Source organism: Paraburkholderia sp. PAMB 6770 (genome assembly GCF_057748135.1).
Window position 1 is genome coordinate 1,771,877 of record NZ_CM173239.1, and the last position, 15,598, is coordinate 1,787,474.

Genomic DNA, 15,598 nt, shown 5'->3' on the forward strand with positions numbered 1-15,598 from the left:
CTCATGCGCCGGCCTACCGGAGTGCCCAGACGTTGGCCTGCGACGCGTCCGGCCCGACCTGGGCGGCGGACAGCGACGTCCCGGACACGTCGCCCGGATTCAGGCGCTGCGTGTAGCCCGCCGGAATCACGTACGCGTGATTCATCGGCCGCACCGAATCGAAGTGCGTGTCGGCACTGCCCGCATACTCCGGCAGGTTCACGATGTTCTGCGCGATGAACCGCTCGGTGTATTTCGCGCGGCTGAGGTAGGACGCGTCGTTGCCGGGATCGCCGATCTGGAACATATCCTGCAGCGTCCGCACGAACGAGAAGTGGCTATATGCGTCGCTGTCGATCACGCCCTTCGGCGCATCGGGCTGATTCGTCAGTACGGCGAAAATCGAATTGCCGTGACCGTGGTTCCCCGCGCTGTACTTCGCCACAGGCGTCGCGGGCGGCAGCCACGCGCCGCCCGCACCTGGCTGCAGCGGCTGGTCGCCGCTCGCGGTGGACGTGTTCCAGCCGCAGCACGACGTGCTGCTGCCGCCGCCCTCGTCGAACATCACGACGATCGCCACCCGGCGCAGCGGGTTCGTCCACAGCGGCGACGCCTGGATCCGGCTGATCAGTTGCTGCACATAAGCGTCGCCGCGCTGGATGATCTTCGTCCCGGTGCAGCTCGGATCGGACCCCACGCCGTGCATGTCGTCGCACTGGTCGGGCATGATGAAGTTCAGGTTGCCCACGTCGCCCGTTGCGAGATCGGTGCCGAGCTGATCGTAGTCGTAGCCCGCCGGAATGCGGTAAGCGGACCCGTTGGCCCACGCGGCCGCGCTCCACTGGGTGCCCGCCACCGTGCGGTTGTCCGCGAAGAACTCCGGCAGGTTGCGCGTGCTCTGGTACGCCATGCCCGGATGGTGCTTGGTCTTGTAAAGACCCGCCGGCACCGCGTAGTTCGACGTGCCCGGCCCCCCTGGGCCCGTGTAAGTCCCCTTGACGCTCGCATCGGCGATGCTGTCCGCGCGCGGGTCCTGCCCCGGATTCATCGACTCGCTATACGTGCGCCACGTGAGGCCCGCCTGCGAGATCAGCGTGAACAGGCTCGCCGCCTGGACGTTGTGGTTCGCGGCCGCGCCCACCGCGCAGCCGCTGCTGCCATAGGACGAAAGATGCGCGGTGTCGAGCGGCGGCATCGCGGCGGTGGCCACCAGCGGCGCGCCGTCCGACGCGCTGCCGCCGGCAAACGCGACGTCTGTCGGCGCGTTGCTGACCCCCGACCCCGGCGCGCCGGCGCCGCAGCCCCACCAGTTGTCGTCGGTGATTCCCCAGTCGTCGGCGCCGCCGAGCGCCGTATAGTTCGGCTCGCTCGGATTGCCCGTCGAGTAGTAGGTCGTGAACTGGTTGCCGCTCTTCAGCAGCGCATTGATGTTCGGCGCGTTCGGCGAACCCAGGATCGCGTTCGTGCTCTTGTTCTCCATCATGATCACGAAGACGGCGTCGTAGCGCGGAATGCCCTCGATGTTGAACGCGGCCTGCTGCGCCTGCGCGAACGTGATGGGGGCCTGCGCCGCGAGCGGCGTCACGGCGGTCGCGGCCGTCACGTGCGAACCGGCCGCCGCGAGCGGCGGCAGCGCCGGATCGCCGCCGGGCACGGCAAGGTTGTCGGGATAGGGATCGCGGCGTTCGAGCCTGGTCGTGGCGTACGTATAGCGGTTCGTGAGCGGCTGGTATTCGGCGAGCACCGCTGCCTGCTGCGCGCCGGACAGGCTGTTGACGTCGGCCAGCGCCTGCGTGCCGCTCACCTCGACCGACCCGCCCGACACGCCCGGGACCGGGCCGCTCAGGCGGCTGCCGAGATTCGATTTTTCCTGCGCGTAGGACGTGCCGTTCGCCTCGACGAGACGCTGCACCTCGCTCGACATGGGACTGATCACGACGTGCGACGCGCCCTGATCGGCGATCTGCGCCGCCGACGCGCGCAGGATCAGATGGTTCGCCACTGCCGCGCCGGTCGCGGTGTTGGTCGCGCGCGTCGATACGTCGGCCACGAGCGGACCCTGGACCGCGCTCTGCAGCGTGAAGCGGCCGGATGCGTCGGTCGTCGTCGACGGTTCGCCCGGCTCCAGGGTGCCGCTGCCGTTCGCATCGACGAAAACCGTTGCGCCGGCGTAATAACCCGGCTTGATGAGCGGATCGCCGGTCGTACTGCCCGGCACGAACCCGCTCGCCGCCACCACGCCGCTGTAGGTCGCGAGTGGTGCGGCGGGGGCGGTGGGGGCGGCGGCGGTGCCCGGGCGGCCCGCATCGCTCACGTCCGCTGCGCTCCCGCTGTCCGCGCTGCCGCCGCTTGCGCCGCCGCACGCGGCGAGCAGGCACGCCGACGCGATCGACGCGAGCAGGCAGGCGTTGATTCCCGATCTTCTGAACGACATGGTGAATTCCTTGGTTCGCTGTACAAACAACTGTCGGTTTTCACGACAAGGAGGCCGCGGCCGGCATCGCCGCCGCCCGGCCACGACCCGCCCCGCCGCGCACGCGGCGTTCGGGTAGATCGTTTGCAAAGCTGAACCATGGCTATCTGTCAGTACAACGAATAACCTGTTCCACCCCATCGCTTTGGCATCCTCATCGCTTTTGACGCGCTGGGAATTCTAGGGAGCGAATGTGTAAGTTAAATGAATTAAATAGTAATGGTTAAGAAAGTATTTTTGGGATAGACGCGCGCGCCGGGGAGACCGCGCTGCAATCGGCGCCCCGGCGTCCCTGCCCCGCCCTTACTGCGGGGTTGCGTCGAGCGCGCGCAGAATCCGGTACGCGGCGGCGACCCGGTCTTCGATCGGGAAATTGCGGTTGCCGAGGATCACGATGCCCAGCCGCCGGTCGGGAATGAAGGCCACGTACGAACCGAATCCGCTGGTGGAGCCCGTCTTGTTGATCCACACGTCGCCGCGCGGCGCCTCGGGCGGCTGCAGCCGCGTCGCGGGCGAGCCGTCGAAGATCATCGCCGGACCGTTGCCCGCCAGCAGCGTCGTCAGCGCAACCGGGTACGGGTACTGTTCCCACGCGAGGTCCTGGGTGAGCGGGCCGGCCTTGAAGTAGCCGGTATGCGTCTGCGTGAGCGCGCGCTGCAGCGTGGGATCGAGTCCGCCGAGCTTCATGTTGCCGGCAATGAAGCGCAGCATGTCGGCCGCCGTCGACTTCACGCCATACGCCTGCGGCGCGAGCACGCCGCCCGTCATGCGCACCGGCTGGCCCTGCTTCGTGTAGCCCTGCGCGTAGTCGGCTTCGCGCGCGGCCGGCACGTCGATGAAGCTGTCCTGCAGACCGAGCGCGGGAAAGAGCCGCCCTTGCATCAGCCGCGTGAAATCCTGTCCCATGCGGTCCGCGGTGATCAGGCCGAGCGTTCCGATCCCCACGTTCGAATAGGTGCGATACGTGCCGGGTACGTGCGCCGGGCGCCAGGTCTTGAAATAACGCATCAGGCCGGCTTCATCGCGGATGTCGTCGGGCACCTGCAGCGGCAGTCCGCCGGGCGTGTGCGTGCCGAGTTCGAGCAGGCTCAGCCGGCCGAACGGCGTGCGGTCGAGCGACGGCAGATACTGCGACACGGAATCGGACAGCGAGAGTTGATGGTCGACATCGGCGAGCGACGCGAGCGTCGCGGTCAAGGTCTTGGATACGGAGCCGAGTTCGAACAGCGTCCGGTTCGTGACCGGCTGGCCGGTTTGCGTCGACGCGACGCCATAGTTGAAGACGCGCGGCCGGCCCGCGACGATGACGCCCACCGCCATCCCCGGGATATGGTCTTTTGCCATAAGCGGTTGTATTGCCTCGTCGACTACCGTCTCGACCCGATCGGCCGCCGCATAGGCGGCATGGCCTGCGCCGACGAGCGCCCATGCCGCGCAAAGCGCCTTCATCATCGCGGATACCGTATTCCTGAGCTTCATTGGCGGGCTTCCTTCCTTGAGTGGGAGCGTTGAGGAGGCGCCACTATCGCGTGTCCGGCGCGCCGTGGCAAACGATGATAAGTTGCCCGTCACCCCAGAAAAACTTATAGCTCGAAGGGACTCGCGGACGCGCGCGCCGGCATGCCGGGCGCTCGACGGCGGCCGGCGGTCATGCAATCATCGGGGGCCGCCCTTTTCACCGCCTTGCCTTCCCGCCCATGCCGAACCGCAACGCATTGACGACCTGCACGCTCGCGATCTGCCTCGCCGCCGGCGCCCCGGCGTGCCGCGCCGCCGGCGCGTCCACGCAGGCGCCGGCGGTCTACGCGAACGTGCGCTACGCATACACGATCGAATATCCGCGCAACCTGCTGGTGCCCGGCGAGGAAGCGGACGACGGCGACGGCGTCGTCTTTTCGGCGAAATCCGGCACCGCGCGGGTCGCCGTGTGGGGGCGCTTCAACGCGAACGGCGACACGCCGGCGCGCATCCTGCACAACGAGGCGCAGCCGTACTGCCCCGACCCGACGACGCGCTACGCGGTCAGCAGGCGCACGCTGGTGGCGTTCTCCTGTACGAGCGCGCACAACCAGATCGTCTATGAAAAGGTGCTGATTCACGGAGATACGCTGGTCGCCGTGCAGTTCATCTATCCGGCCGCCGAGGAAGCGACGTGGTCGCCCGTCATCCGGGAAATGGCCGGGTCGCTGCACGTCGAATAGGCGCAAACCGGCACGGGGCGCGATATGCGACAGACGCGCCGCCGTCGGCGGCGCAAAACGGCGGTTTCATCGCGCCGGGGGACGTCCGGTCACGCGCGATCACGCGCGATCACGTCCGGTCACGTCCGGTCACGTCCGGTCGCGCGCGGCTCGCGAGGTAGTCCACCAGTCTTTGCGCGGCTGGCTGCAGTGCTTCGCGGCTCCTGAAGCAGACGACGAAGCGGCGCTGCGCCCAATCGTCGGTCAGCCCAACCGTCTTCACGCCGAGTGCGGACCGGTAGGTCTGCGCGACTTCGACCGGCACCACGCTGATGCCCAATCCCGCCGCGACGACGCGGAACGCGGCATCGAAGCTCGACACGATCACGCGATACGACAGCGTCTTGCCCGCGCGCGCCGCCGCGCGCTGCAGCATCGTATGAACCGCGGTGCTCGGCAGCAGCCCCACATGCTCGTAATCGAGCGTCTGCTCGAAGCCGAGCGCCGGCTGGTCCGCGAGCGGATGGTCCGGATGCACGGCAAGCACCAGCCGGTCGCGCCGGTACGGCACGTGCTGCAAACCCTGCAGGCTCGCGTTGTCCCAGCACACGCCGACGCTCGCCGCGCCCTCGCGCAACTGGCGCACCAGATCCGAGGACAGGCGCTCCTCCACGTCGACGCGGATATTCGCATTCCCGGGCTCGCGCATGAACGACGCGATGTCGTCGAGCAGCGCCTCCGCGATCGCCGAGGCCGACGCACAGATGCTCACGCGCCCCCGCAGCCCGCCGCCGAACGCGGCGACATCGCTTTCGATGCGCCCGATCGTGAACAGCACGCTGCGGGCATGTTCGAGCAGCGCAACGCCCGCGCCCGTCGGTTCCACGCCGCGCCGCGAGCGCGCGAGCAGCGGCACGCCGAGATCGCCTTCGAGCTGCGCGATGCGCTTGCTGATCGCCGACGGCTCGATGTGCGCCTCCTGCGCCGCCCGCGCAATGTTGCGGTGGTCGCAAACGGCCACGAAAAGCCGCAACGTTTTCAGGTCGATGTCACGCACGATGGCGCCTCCTCAGCCCTTCCGGTTCGGAAGGTTAACGGTTCCGAAATACCGCTTTAATGTATTTCTGGAAGCTCTAAAGTTAGCACACCGGGTGACCCATCGGTGGGCCCGCCGGTTAGCGCATCGCGGGCGGCCGGCCGGCCAGACGAGTGGATTCAACGACCCGCGCCAACGGAGACAGTCATGCCCTTGTTCCCCCCCGACGTCGTGATCCGCGAAGTCGGCTTGCGCGACGGCCTGCAAAGCATCGCGCGCACGTTGCCGACCGCGCGCAAGATCGAATGGATACGCGACGCATGGTCGGCCGGCCAGCGCGAGATCGAAGTCGGGTCGTTCGTGCCGGCGCGGCGGCTGCCCCAGCTTGCCGATACCGGCGAACTGGTCGCCTTCGCGAAAACGCTGCCGGGTCTTTTCGTCTCCGTGCTCGTCCCGAACCTGCAAGGCGCCGAGCGTGCGCTGGCGTCGCATGCCGATCTGCTGCTCGTGCCGCTGTCGGCGAGCCGCGCACATAGCCTCGCCAATCTGCGCAAGACACCGGACGAAATGGTCGCCGAAGTGGCGCGGATACGCGCCGCGCGCGACGCCGCCGGCGCGCACACGCTGATCGAGGCCGGGATCGGCACGGCCTTCGGCTGCACGATCCAGGGGCGCGTCGACGAAAGCGATGTGCTGCGCGACCTGCAGGCCGCGCTGGATGCCGGCGCCGACCGCGTGAGCCTCGCCGACACCGTCGGCCATGCGGGCCCGCGCGCCGTGCGCACGCTGTTCGACAAGGCCCGCCGGATCGCCGGCGAACGCTTCTGGTGCGGCCACTTCCACGACACGCGCGGCCTCGCGCTCGCCAACGTGTACGCAGCGCTGGAGACCGGCGTGGCGCGCTTCGACGCGACGCTTGCCGGCATCGGCGGATGCCCGCACGCGCCCGGCGCGAGCGGCAACGCATCGAGCGAAGATCTGGCCTTCATGCTCGCCGACATGGGCATCGGGACCGGCATCGATATTCACGCGCTGCTCGCGCTGCGTGCGAAGGTCGCCCAGTGGCTCGACGGCGAGACGCTGCATGGCGCGCTGTGGCGCGCAGGACTGCCAAACACTTTTTCGCGCGCAGCCGCAAGCGGCGCGCCGACCGTCCAGGACTTCACACGATGACGCCTTCCACACGACTTCCGCTCGACGGCGTGCGCGTCGTCGAGTTTACGCACATGGTCATGGGGCCGACGTGCGGGATGATCCTCGCCGATCTCGGCGCGGAAGTGATCAAGATCGAGCCGCCCGGGGGCGACAGGACGCGCAGGCTGCCGGGGCTCGGCATCGGCTTTTTCCGCACGTTCAATCGCAACAAGAAAAGCGTCGTGCTCGACATCCGCACGCCGGACGGCCTCGACGCCGCGCTCGCGCTGATCGGCACCTGCGACGTGATGCTCGAAAACTTCCGCCCCGGTCTGATGCAGACGCTCGGCCTCGGCTACGAGACGCTCGCGAAACGCTATCCGCGCCTCATCTACGTCTCGCACAAGGGCTTTCTGCCCGGCCCGTACGAGAAGCGCCTCGCGCTCGACGAGGTCGTGCAGATGATGGGCGGGCTGTCGTACATGACCGGCCCCGTCGGCCGGCCGCTGCGCGCGGGTACGTCGGTGAACGACATCATGGGCGGCATGTTCGGCGCAATCGGCGTGCTCGCCGCGCTGCGCGAACGCGACTTCACCGGACGCGGCCAGGAGATCCAGAGCGCGCTCTTCGAGAACTGCGTGTTCCTGTGCGCGCAGCACATGCAGCAATACGCGATGACGAAGGAAGCGCCGCCGCCGATGCCCGCGCGCGTCTCCGCGTGGAGCGTCTACGACGTATTCACGCTGGCGGACGATGCGCAACTGTTCATCGGCGCGGTGAGCGACCGGCAGTTCGTCACGCTGTGCGACGTGCTCGGCCGCCCCGATATCGCCGCCGAGCCGCGCTTCGCGAACAACGCGCTGCGTGTGGCCGTGCGGCCCGCGCTGCTCGACGTGCTTGCCGCGATACTGAAGGACCATCGCGCGGACGAACTCGCGCCGAAGCTTGAAGCGGCCGGCATTCCCTATGCGCCGATCGTGCGGCCGGAGCAACTGCTCGACGATCCGCATCTGAAAGCGAGCGGCGGCCTCGTGCCGATGCAAGCCGACGACGGCACGACGACCGACGTCGTGCTGCTGCCGCTGACGATGGGCGGCCGCCGTCCCGGCGTACGCCAGGCGCTCGCGCGGGTCGGCGAACACACGCAGGAGATTCTTTCGCGCCTGACGAAGCGCGCCACCGGATGACCGCGCGCTTCACCCGCGGCGCAAAACGGCCGCGCGCCGCATGACGGATACCGAAAACACCACTACCCCGTCGCTATTCGCAGGATTCAGGAGACACCTATGCCCCCCTCTGCCGCCGCGGATTCGCGTCCGCTCGTCGCGCCTGTCGTTGCTGTCGACGCGACGCCCCGCGCCGCGATTGCCGCCCGTATGGATCGCCTGCCGGTCACCCGGCATCTGTGGCAACTGATTTTCCTGATTTCGCTCGGCGGCTTCTTCGAAGTCTACGATCTGATCTTCACCGGCTATGTGGCGCCCGGCATGGCGAAAAGCGGCCTCCTTCACACGACGACGCATGCGTTCTTCGGCATGACGGGCATCGCCGGGTTTATCGCCGCGACGTTTGCCGGGCTGTTCGCCGGCACCTTTGCATTGGGCGGGATGCCCGATCGCTACGGCCGCCGCGCCGTGTTCACGGTCTCGCTGCTGTGGTACTCGGCCGGATCGGCGATCATGGCGTTCCAGCACACGCCCGAAGGAATGATCCTGTGGCGCTTCATCACGGGCATCGGCGTCGGAATCGAGATCGTCACCATCGACAGCTACGTGACCGAACTGGTCCCGCAGCACATGCGCGGCCGCGCGATGGCGTTCAACCAGTGCGTGATGTTTGCGGCCGCACCGGTGGCCGCCATTCTGTCGTACTGGCTGGTCCCGGCGAGCGTCGCGGGCTTCGAGGGATGGCGCATCGTGATCCTCGCGGGATCGGCGGGCGCCGTGCTGGTGTGGTTCATCCGGCGCGCGGTGCCGGAGAGCCCGCGCTGGCTGGCGATGCATGACAGGATCGAGCAGGCCGGGACGATCGTGAGCGCGATCGAGGCCGTGGTCGCGCGCCAGTCGGGCCGGCCGCTGCCGCCGCCGTCGCCGGTCATCGGGCAGCCCGCGCACCGGCGCGCATCGCTTGCCGAATTGTGGCGCGCGCCGTATCGCTCGCGCCTGTTCATGCTGATCGTCTTCAACTTTTGCCAGGCGATCGGCTACTACGGCTTCGCCAACTGGGTGCCCACGCTGCTGATCGGTCAGGGCATCGCCGTGACGAAGAGCCTGCTCTACTCGTTCGTCATCGCCTTTGCGTTGCCCCTCGGGCCGCTGCTGACCATGGCGTTGGCCGACCGGGTCCAGCGAAAGTACCTGATTGTCGGCGGCGCGCTGGTGGTAATCGTGTGCGGGCTGATCTTCGCGCAGGTGACGGCCGCCGTCCCGCTGATCGCGCTGGGCGTCCTGATCAGCCTCGCCGGGCAGGCCATCTCGGTGTGCTATCACGCGTACCAGGCCGAACTGTTTCCCACGGCCGTCCGATGCCGCGCCAATGGCATCGTGTATTCGGCCAGCCGGGTCGGCGCGATGATGTCGGGATTTCTGATCGCGTTCCTGCTCAGGAACTTCGGCGTACCCGGGGTCTTCGCGGGGATCACAGCCTGCATGCTGGCGGTCGTGATATCGATCGGCACATTCGGACCGAAAACCAATGGTGTGCGCCTTGAGGAATTGAACCACTGAAGCGCGGTTCCCAACGGGCACGGGCCCGCGCTGGACCGGCCCAGACGAAATTCAAGCCCGCAAGCGGCGCGCGGCCCGCGCGACGTCCACCGCCTGCGGGCCGCCCGCCTTTCAGCGCAGTTGCTGGATCCGGATCATGTTTCCGGCGGGATCGCGCACGCCGAAATCGCGCACGCCGTAGGGCTGGTCGGTCGGCGCCTGGACAATCTCGGCGTCGCATTCCTGCAGCCGCTGGAAGACCGCGTCCAGATCCGCCGCGCCGAGCAGCAGCATCGCGAAGGTGCCCTTGGCCATCATTTCGGCAATCGTCTGCTTCTCCGCGTCCGTGACGCCGGGCGTCGCGTTGGGCGGATACAGGACGATGGAAGTGGCCGGCTTGCCCTTCGGGCCGACCGTGATCCAGCGGTTGCCGCCGAACGCGACGTCGTTGCGGATCTCGAAGTCGAGCGCGTCCCGATAGAACGCGAGCGACGTCTCCGGGTCGGCGTGCGGCAGGAAAGTCGAGTGAATCGTGATGTCCATGATGAGTCTCCGTGGTGGGCAAAGCGACAAGAACCGGGGGGCCGACGCGGCGCCCCGAACCATCGAAGACAGTCTAGGCGGGTGCTTTTTCCCGCGCTTCTCGATTCCTGACCGGTCGCGTCACCTGCTTCGCGACGCATGACGGGATGCCCTCGGCCTCGCGCGCGCAATCGCGCCGGTAAGCGCCGGGCGACACGCCGACCCGCTCCGCGAAGCGGGTGCCGAACGTGCCCAGCGACGCGCATCCGACCTCGAAGCACACCGCCGTCACGCTCAGGTCGCCGCGGCGCAGCAGCGCCATGGCGCGCTCGATGCGCCGCGTCATCAGGTACGCGTAGACCGACTCGCCGTAGGCGAGCCGGAACTGCCGGCTCAGATGCCCCGCCGACATGCCGATGCCCTGCGCGAGCGACTCGACGTCGAGCGGCTGCGCGTAGTCGCGGTCGATCCGGTCGCGCACGCGACGCAGGCGGGCAAGGTCGCGCAGGACCGTATCGGAGGGGGTGGCGGGCATGGGCGTATGCTGCCATGCCCGGCGCACGCGTTCAATCCTGCGCAATCCCGTGCGGCGGATTGCGCCACGATCGCGACGGCGCGGCGGCGCGCCGTCGCGCGTCACAATGCAGCGCGCATTGCCGGCGGCGCGCGCCGTGGATGCCGTGGATGCCGTGGATGCCGTGGATGCCGTGGCTGCCGTGGCCGTGGCTACCGTGACCGCCGTGGCTGCCGTGGCTGCCGTGGCTACCGTGGATGCCGTCGCTACCGTGGATGCCGAGACCGCCGAGACCGCCGAGACCTCCGTGGCTACCATGGCCGCCACCGGCCCCCCGCATCGGCTGGCACGGCGCAGGCGGCCGCCTTCGGTTATAATGGCAGGCTTGTCCGCTTCGCACCGCGCTACTTTTTACCGGCACCCCAACCTCGGGATCCGCATCCCGGACCGGCGCCGGCGCGGTGCGAACCGCCCTTCACCGGTCGCCCGGTGAGGTCGGCGACAGCCGTATTCATGGGACGTCATCCGCGCATGCCCTGCCGCGCCGGCCTGACGGACTGCCGCGCCAGACTCATCCCCTCGCGTGCGTGACGCGCCGCCCACACCGGGTCGCCTTCATGCCTTGCATGACGCCTGGGCCGCCTATCCAACCCATGCTGCTCCCTGTCGCCCGGGCGCGTGTCGATCACCGCCCGCCGCTTCTTTCCCAGCGAGGCACCGCACACCCGTGCCCCGCCCATGAATCAGGAACCTTGAATGGCAAAAGAAGAACTGCTGGAACTCGACGGTATCGTTGACGAAGTGCTGCCGGACAGCCGCTACCGCGTCACGCTCGACAATGGCGTGGTCGTGGGCGCGTACGCATCCGGCCGCATGCGCAAGAATCACATCCGCATCCTCGCGGGCGATCGGGTCACGCTGGAACTGTCGGTGTACGACCTGACGAAAGGCCGGATCAATTTCCGCCACAAGGACGAGCGCAGCGGCGGTTCGGCGCCGAGAGCCGCGGTGCGTCGTCGCTGAACGCGCCGTCCCGGGCCGGCGCGATGCATCCGAAGTTGCGCAAAACGGCCCGGATCAGCGTGGAATCCGGCGAAAAATGTCGTTACTTGATGCAGTATCACGCGTATAGTGCTGGCTGACACACCGCCGCGCCTCGCCCGTTTTGATCGGGAATTCGAACTATATTCGTCGTGGTCGAGCGTCATGGCACGCATCGCCGGGAAACATGGCGAAGCCCTGAGCGGGCCGCCCGTGTGTCGGGCCAGCCCTCGGGCCTCGGTCCAGTCCTCACCCGAGTGCAACGGCACAGACCGGAACCCCCGCGAGGCAGCATCGCGTCGCAGGCGTCCCGGCTAATCATCGTGCGAACTCACAACCAGGAAAAGAATTGACTACCGTCACCCCGAAGGAAAACGAGCCCGTGGAAGTCGCGCTGCGGCGCTTTCGGCGTTCGATCGAGAACACCGGACTGATCAAGGAAATCCGCGCGAGGATGGCGTATGAAACGCCGACCGCGAAGCGCAAGCGCAAGAAGGCCGAGGCCGTCGCCCGCCTGCGCAAGCAGATCCGGCGCTCGATGCCGCCGAAGAAGCTGTACTGAGCCGCACTGAGCGAAGTTCGACGCGCCGGTCAGAACCGCCGTCGAGATAGCCGCCCTGGCCGTTGCCGGCGCAATTTCCAGCGCGGCTGTCAGCGCAGTTGCGAGGACCGGCCACCGCCGCCCGGCTCCCGGCTCGAATCCGGCGCCGGCGCCGGGATCGGCAGCGAACGCTACGCGGCGTAGCGCGCCTCGTCGAGATCGGCGATCAGCGTGGGCCCGCCCGGATGCCAGCCCAGACGGGCCTGGGTCCAGGCGCTGGAAGCCGGCATGTCCATGCCGGCGAACATGGCCATCCAGCCGAAATACGCAGCTGCCTCGTCAGGGCCAATCGACCTGACCGGCAACGACAGCCCCCGGCCCAGCGCTTCGGCAATGTCGCGGCTGCGCACCCCCTCCTCGCCGACCGCATGAAAACGCGCGCCCCGCTCGCCGGCCTCGACCGCGAGCCGGTATAGACGCACGACATCGGAAAGATGCCCGGCGGGCCAGCGATTATTCCCTTCCCCCAGATAAGCGACCCAACCCTTCTGCCGGGCGATCCCGACAAGCGGCGTAATGAGCCCCTGGCGCAACGGATTGTGAACCTGCGGCAGCCGCATCACGGACACGTTGACGCCTGCGTCCAGCAGCGCCTGTCCGGCGAGTTCGGACGCGCTGCGCGGATTCGGATGATGGCGGTCGAACACGTCTTCGGTCGCCGGCTTGCCCTGCTGGCCGCCGCCCATCCCGGTGCCGGAAGTGATGACGAGCGGCCGGTCCGACCCGGCAAGCGCGGCGCCGAGCGCCGCGATCACACGGCTGTCCTTTTCGCAATTCTCGGCGAACCGCGAGAAATCGTGATCGAAAGCCGTGTGGATCACCGCATCCGCCTGTGCGGCGCCGCTGCGCAGACTCTCGGGATTTTCCAGCGTGCCGCGATGCACGTCCGCGCCCGCCTCGACCAACGCTTGCGCGCCCGCGTCCGAGCGGGCCACGCCGATGACCTGATGACCGTGCCGAATGAGTTCGGGAACAAGCGCCGAACCGATGAAACCGGTCGCGCCTGTCAGAAAGATACGCATGATGAAGTCTCCGAAGGTTGATCACGCGCTCACTATCCGATGCTTTGCTATCCCGTTAAAGTAGTGACATTATCATGGTAAAACGACTAACAGGATACCGATACCGATGGATACCGACCGATCGCTGGGCGATTTCCTGAGAAGCCGGCGGATACGCCTGGATCCGGCCAGTTTCGGGTTCGCCGGACGCAGGCGGACGCCGGGGCTGCGCCGCGAGGAGGTGGCCCAGCGCGCGCGCATCAGCCCGACCTGGTACACGTGGCTTGAGCAGGGCCGGGGTGGCGCGCCGTCGGCGGCGGTGCTGGAGCGGATTTGCGGCGCGCTGATGCTGACGGATGCCGAACGCGAGCACCTGTTCGTGCTGGGGCTGGGGCATCCGCCGGAGGTGCGGTATCAGACGGTCGAGCGGGTCGACCCGCGGCTGCAGCGGCTGCTGGACTCGCTCGACGCCAGCCCGGCCATCATCAAGACGCCGACGTGGGACGTCGTGGCATGGAACCGCGCCGCCGCGGTCGTGCTGACGGACTATGGCGCGCTGCCGGCCGGGCAGCGCAACATCCTCCGTTTCCTGTTTCGCGACCCGGCCATCCGCGCGAAACAGCATGACTGGGAAAGCATCGCGCGCTTCGTGGTGGGGGCGTTCCGGGCCGATGTGGCGCGCGCCGGCATGGCGTCGGAGGCGGGCGAACTGGTCAAGGAGCTTTGCGGCACCAGCGCCGAATTCGACGCGCTGTGGCGAGACAACGACGTGCTCGGCCACGCGGACGCCGGCGGCGTCAAACGACTCGCCCATCCCGTGCTGGGGCTGATCGAACTGGAGTACTCGGCGTTTTCCGTCGATGGACGGCCGGACCTCGGCATGATCGTGTATACGCCGCTTGATCGTGAGGTGGCGCGGAGGATCAGGGGGCTGGCGGTGGGAGGGCCGGAGGCGGCGGTCGGGGGGCGTGAGGGGTGAAATGGGGAGGGGCGATTTGAGCTGGACGTCCACTCCGGGTCAACACGCGCCACATACCGCCATCATGCACGCCCGAAGCGGCTCGGCCGCATCGCGAGGCTAGACGCGCCGGGCACCTGGCGCCGGGCGCGGCGCAGCCAGAAACGGCCATCAAGCAAGCGACGCCCCGGCATGTGAACGTCCAGCTTCGCTCACCTGAAAATCGTTCGTTGCGCCCCGTCCGACAGGCAAGGGGCACCTCGCCCACAGCGCCAGTCAGTCCAGCCCGGCCGGGTTGGCGATCCGCAGCCGCCACCCGCCGTCGCGGCCCTTCTCCATCACCTGCGTCGCGGTGCCGCGCTCTTCGTGATCGCGACTGTCCGGTAGCATCACGCTCAGGGTCCAGTCGAGCAGGACCAGGGCGATGTCGCCGCTCGTCAGCACGCGGCGCACGTCGTTACGGATGCGCGGGCGCAATCGCAGCAACTGCGCAAGGCCGGCGCGCAAAGCGGCGGGGCTTTCCTGCACCACCTCGCCATTCGTCAACCGCATCGTGGCCTCGTTGCTGAACATGCCGAGCACCGCATCGAGATCGCCGGCGTTCAGCGCGGCATCGAACGCGACCGCGACCTGCCCGGGCGAGTGGCACGCGACCGCGTTGCGCTCGATCGCAGCGACGAATCGTGCGATGAGCCGCGCCACCTCGGCCGGCGCCTCCAGCGGCGACAGGTGTCCCGTTCCGGGCAGGACGTGCAGCGCCGCATGCGGAATGCGCGGCAGCAACTCGGCCTGCAGCGTCGCGACGCGATCCACCTGGTCGAGCTCGCCGGAGATGACGAGGGTCGGCGCGTCGATCGACGCCGTCGCCGCGGTGATGTCTTCGCGCATCGCCACGTCAGGCCAGGCCGCCTTGGCCTGCGGTGCGCCCTTCAGACTGTCCTCGATGACCTGCTCGCGGCGAGCGGCGTCGAGCGGTTTTGCGGTCAGTACATGATCGATGACGAATTCCACCGATTCGCGCGTTTGATAGGCGCCGGTCAACGTCGCACGTTGCGCGTCGGACAGGCGCATCGGCGACGGCGGCGACGGCGCGACGAGCACCAGACCTTCGAGGCCCTCCGGCCGGCGCGATGCGACAAGTTGAGCGACCTTCCCGCCCATCGAATGACCGATCAGGACGTAGCGCCGCAGTCCCAGCGCTTCGATAACGCCTTCGGCGTCGGCGGCGAGATCGGCGATGCGATAGCCGTCGGCGGGCGCCGCGGAGTCGCCCCAGCCGCGGTGATCGGTGGCCACGATCCGATACCGGTCGGCCAGTTCGTCTGCGACCGCGTCCCACGTGCGCGCCGAGCCGCCGTAGTAATGCAGGAACACCAGCGCCAACTCGCCGTGGCCCCGCTGCGCGACGTGAATCCGCGTGCCGTTCGATTCGATGATCATTTTTTGCCCCTTCG

At 68.1% G+C, this 15,598-nt stretch carries 15 protein-coding genes; 7 read left to right on the top strand and 8 right to left on the bottom strand.

Annotated features, from left to right (window positions below; translation table 11 throughout):
• Positions 1 to 13: 13 nt before the first annotated feature.
• Together AC3AP7_RS25245 and ampC are read right to left on the bottom strand one after the other, a co-directional pair.
• A complete protein-coding gene (locus AC3AP7_RS25245) occupies positions 14 to 2,413 on the bottom strand; it encodes an alkaline phosphatase family protein (RefSeq protein ID WP_487363033.1) in 2,400 nt (799 codons plus the stop codon).
• A gap of 342 nt (positions 2,414 to 2,755) precedes the next feature.
• A complete protein-coding gene (ampC, locus tag AC3AP7_RS25250; protein ID WP_487363034.1) occupies positions 2,756 to 3,931 on the bottom strand; it encodes a class C beta-lactamase in 1,176 nt (391 codons plus the stop codon).
• 218 nt (positions 3,932 to 4,149) lie between these two features.
• Between ampC and AC3AP7_RS25255 the strand changes: the two genes are divergently transcribed.
• Entirely contained in the window at positions 4,150 to 4,653 is a 504-nt protein-coding gene (locus AC3AP7_RS25255; RefSeq protein WP_487363035.1) for a hypothetical protein, read from the top strand.
• A 109-nt stretch (positions 4,654 to 4,762) separates the two neighbouring features.
• Here the strand turns inward: AC3AP7_RS25255 and AC3AP7_RS25260 are convergent, their stop codons facing one another.
• Positions 4,763 to 5,689, bottom strand: a complete 927-nt coding sequence (locus AC3AP7_RS25260) for a LysR family transcriptional regulator (protein ID WP_487363036.1) — start codon at positions 5,687 to 5,689, stop codon at positions 4,763 to 4,765.
• A gap of 186 nt (positions 5,690 to 5,875) precedes the next feature.
• Between AC3AP7_RS25260 and AC3AP7_RS25265 the strand changes: the two genes are divergently transcribed.
• The 3 genes from AC3AP7_RS25265 to AC3AP7_RS25275 all read left to right on the top strand — a co-directional run bounded on the left by AC3AP7_RS25265 (position 5,876) and on the right by AC3AP7_RS25275 (position 9,528).
• Positions 5,876 to 6,841: a hydroxymethylglutaryl-CoA lyase gene (locus AC3AP7_RS25265; protein WP_487363037.1), complete on the top strand. Its 966-nt coding sequence runs from the start codon at positions 5,876 to 5,878 to the stop codon at positions 6,839 to 6,841.
• Positions 6,838 to 7,989, top strand: coding sequence for a CaiB/BaiF CoA transferase family protein (locus AC3AP7_RS25270; protein WP_487363038.1), 1,152 nt, complete (start codon positions 6,838 to 6,840; stop codon positions 7,987 to 7,989). The genes AC3AP7_RS25265 and AC3AP7_RS25270 overlap by 4 nt, the downstream gene beginning before the upstream one ends.
• 99 nt (positions 7,990 to 8,088) lie before the next feature.
• Positions 8,089 to 9,528 (top strand): MFS transporter, encoded by a 1,440-nt coding sequence (locus AC3AP7_RS25275; protein WP_487363039.1) that lies wholly within the window; start codon positions 8,089 to 8,091, stop codon positions 9,526 to 9,528.
• Between the two features lie 111 nt (positions 9,529 to 9,639).
• On the opposite strand, the gene AC3AP7_RS25280 is transcribed toward AC3AP7_RS25275, so the two are convergent.
• The 3 genes from AC3AP7_RS25280 to AC3AP7_RS25290 form a co-directional block, all read right to left on the bottom strand.
• Positions 9,640 to 10,050: a VOC family protein gene (locus AC3AP7_RS25280; protein ID WP_487363040.1), complete on the bottom strand. Its 411-nt coding sequence runs from the start codon at positions 10,048 to 10,050 to the stop codon at positions 9,640 to 9,642.
• A gap of 73 nt (positions 10,051 to 10,123) precedes the next feature.
• Positions 10,124 to 10,564, bottom strand: a complete 441-nt coding sequence (locus AC3AP7_RS25285) for a helix-turn-helix transcriptional regulator (protein ID WP_487363041.1) — start codon at positions 10,562 to 10,564, stop codon at positions 10,124 to 10,126.
• A gap of 31 nt (positions 10,565 to 10,595) precedes the next feature.
• A complete protein-coding gene (locus AC3AP7_RS25290) occupies positions 10,596 to 10,883 on the bottom strand; it encodes a hypothetical protein (RefSeq protein WP_487363042.1) in 288 nt (95 codons plus the stop codon).
• A 416-nt stretch (positions 10,884 to 11,299) separates the two neighbouring features.
• On the opposite strand from AC3AP7_RS25290, the gene infA reads away from it, so the two are divergent.
• Positions 11,300 to 11,566: a translation initiation factor IF-1 gene (gene infA / locus AC3AP7_RS25295; protein WP_487363043.1), complete on the top strand. Its 267-nt coding sequence runs from the start codon at positions 11,300 to 11,302 to the stop codon at positions 11,564 to 11,566.
• 367 nt (positions 11,567 to 11,933) lie between these two features.
• Complete coding sequence (rpsU, locus tag AC3AP7_RS25300; RefSeq protein ID WP_487363044.1) at positions 11,934 to 12,146, top strand: 30S ribosomal protein S21; 213 nt, start codon at positions 11,934 to 11,936, stop codon at positions 12,144 to 12,146.
• A gap of 170 nt (positions 12,147 to 12,316) precedes the next feature.
• Here rpsU and AC3AP7_RS25305 read toward each other — a convergent pair whose 3' ends face one another.
• Positions 12,317 to 13,207 (bottom strand): SDR family oxidoreductase, encoded by an 891-nt coding sequence (locus AC3AP7_RS25305; protein WP_487363045.1) that lies wholly within the window; start codon positions 13,205 to 13,207, stop codon positions 12,317 to 12,319.
• Positions 13,208 to 13,313: 106 nt separating this feature from the next.
• Between AC3AP7_RS25305 and AC3AP7_RS25310 the strand changes: the two genes are divergently transcribed.
• Positions 13,314 to 14,165 carry a helix-turn-helix transcriptional regulator gene (locus AC3AP7_RS25310; protein WP_487363046.1) on the top strand — a complete coding sequence of 284 codons (852 nt, stop codon included), beginning with the start codon at positions 13,314 to 13,316 and terminating at the stop codon, positions 14,163 to 14,165.
• A gap of 255 nt (positions 14,166 to 14,420) precedes the next feature.
• Here AC3AP7_RS25310 and AC3AP7_RS25315 read toward each other — a convergent pair whose 3' ends face one another.
• The gene (locus AC3AP7_RS25315) at positions 14,421 to 15,584 is read right to left on the bottom strand and encodes an alpha/beta fold hydrolase (RefSeq protein ID WP_487363047.1); all 1,164 of its coding nucleotides are present in this window, start codon (positions 15,582 to 15,584) and stop codon (positions 14,421 to 14,423) included.
• Positions 15,585 to 15,598 lie beyond the last annotated feature (14 nt).

Excerpts from the sequence above, each read along its gene's own strand:
- AC3AP7_RS25245 (WP_487363033.1), bottom strand. The coding sequence starts at position 2,413 with ATGTCGTTCAGAAGATCGGGAATCAACGCCTGCCTGCTCGCGTCGATC.
- ampC (WP_487363034.1), bottom strand. The coding sequence starts at position 3,931 with ATGAAGCTCAGGAATACGGTATCCGCGATGATGAAGGCGCTTTGCGCG.
- AC3AP7_RS25255 (WP_487363035.1), top strand. The coding sequence starts at position 4,150 with ATGCCGAACCGCAACGCATTGACGACCTGCACGCTCGCGATCTGCCTC.
- AC3AP7_RS25265 (WP_487363037.1), top strand. The coding sequence starts at position 5,876 with ATGCCCTTGTTCCCCCCCGACGTCGTGATCCGCGAAGTCGGCTTGCGC.
- AC3AP7_RS25270 (WP_487363038.1), top strand. The coding sequence starts at position 6,838 with ATGACGCCTTCCACACGACTTCCGCTCGACGGCGTGCGCGTCGTCGAG.
- AC3AP7_RS25275 (WP_487363039.1), top strand. The coding sequence starts at position 8,089 with ATGCCCCCCTCTGCCGCCGCGGATTCGCGTCCGCTCGTCGCGCCTGTC.
- AC3AP7_RS25280 (WP_487363040.1), bottom strand. The coding sequence starts at position 10,050 with ATGGACATCACGATTCACTCGACTTTCCTGCCGCACGCCGACCCGGAG.
- AC3AP7_RS25285 (WP_487363041.1), bottom strand. The coding sequence starts at position 10,564 with ATGCCCGCCACCCCCTCCGATACGGTCCTGCGCGACCTTGCCCGCCTG.
- AC3AP7_RS25290 (WP_487363042.1), bottom strand. The coding sequence starts at position 10,883 with ATGCGGGGGGCCGGTGGCGGCCATGGTAGCCACGGAGGTCTCGGCGGT.
- infA (WP_487363043.1), top strand. The coding sequence starts at position 11,300 with ATGGCAAAAGAAGAACTGCTGGAACTCGACGGTATCGTTGACGAAGTG.
- AC3AP7_RS25305 (WP_487363045.1), bottom strand. The coding sequence starts at position 13,207 with ATGCGTATCTTTCTGACAGGCGCGACCGGTTTCATCGGTTCGGCGCTT.
- AC3AP7_RS25310 (WP_487363046.1), top strand. The coding sequence starts at position 13,314 with ATGGATACCGACCGATCGCTGGGCGATTTCCTGAGAAGCCGGCGGATA.
- AC3AP7_RS25315 (WP_487363047.1), bottom strand. The coding sequence starts at position 15,584 with ATGATCATCGAATCGAACGGCACGCGGATTCACGTCGCGCAGCGGGGC.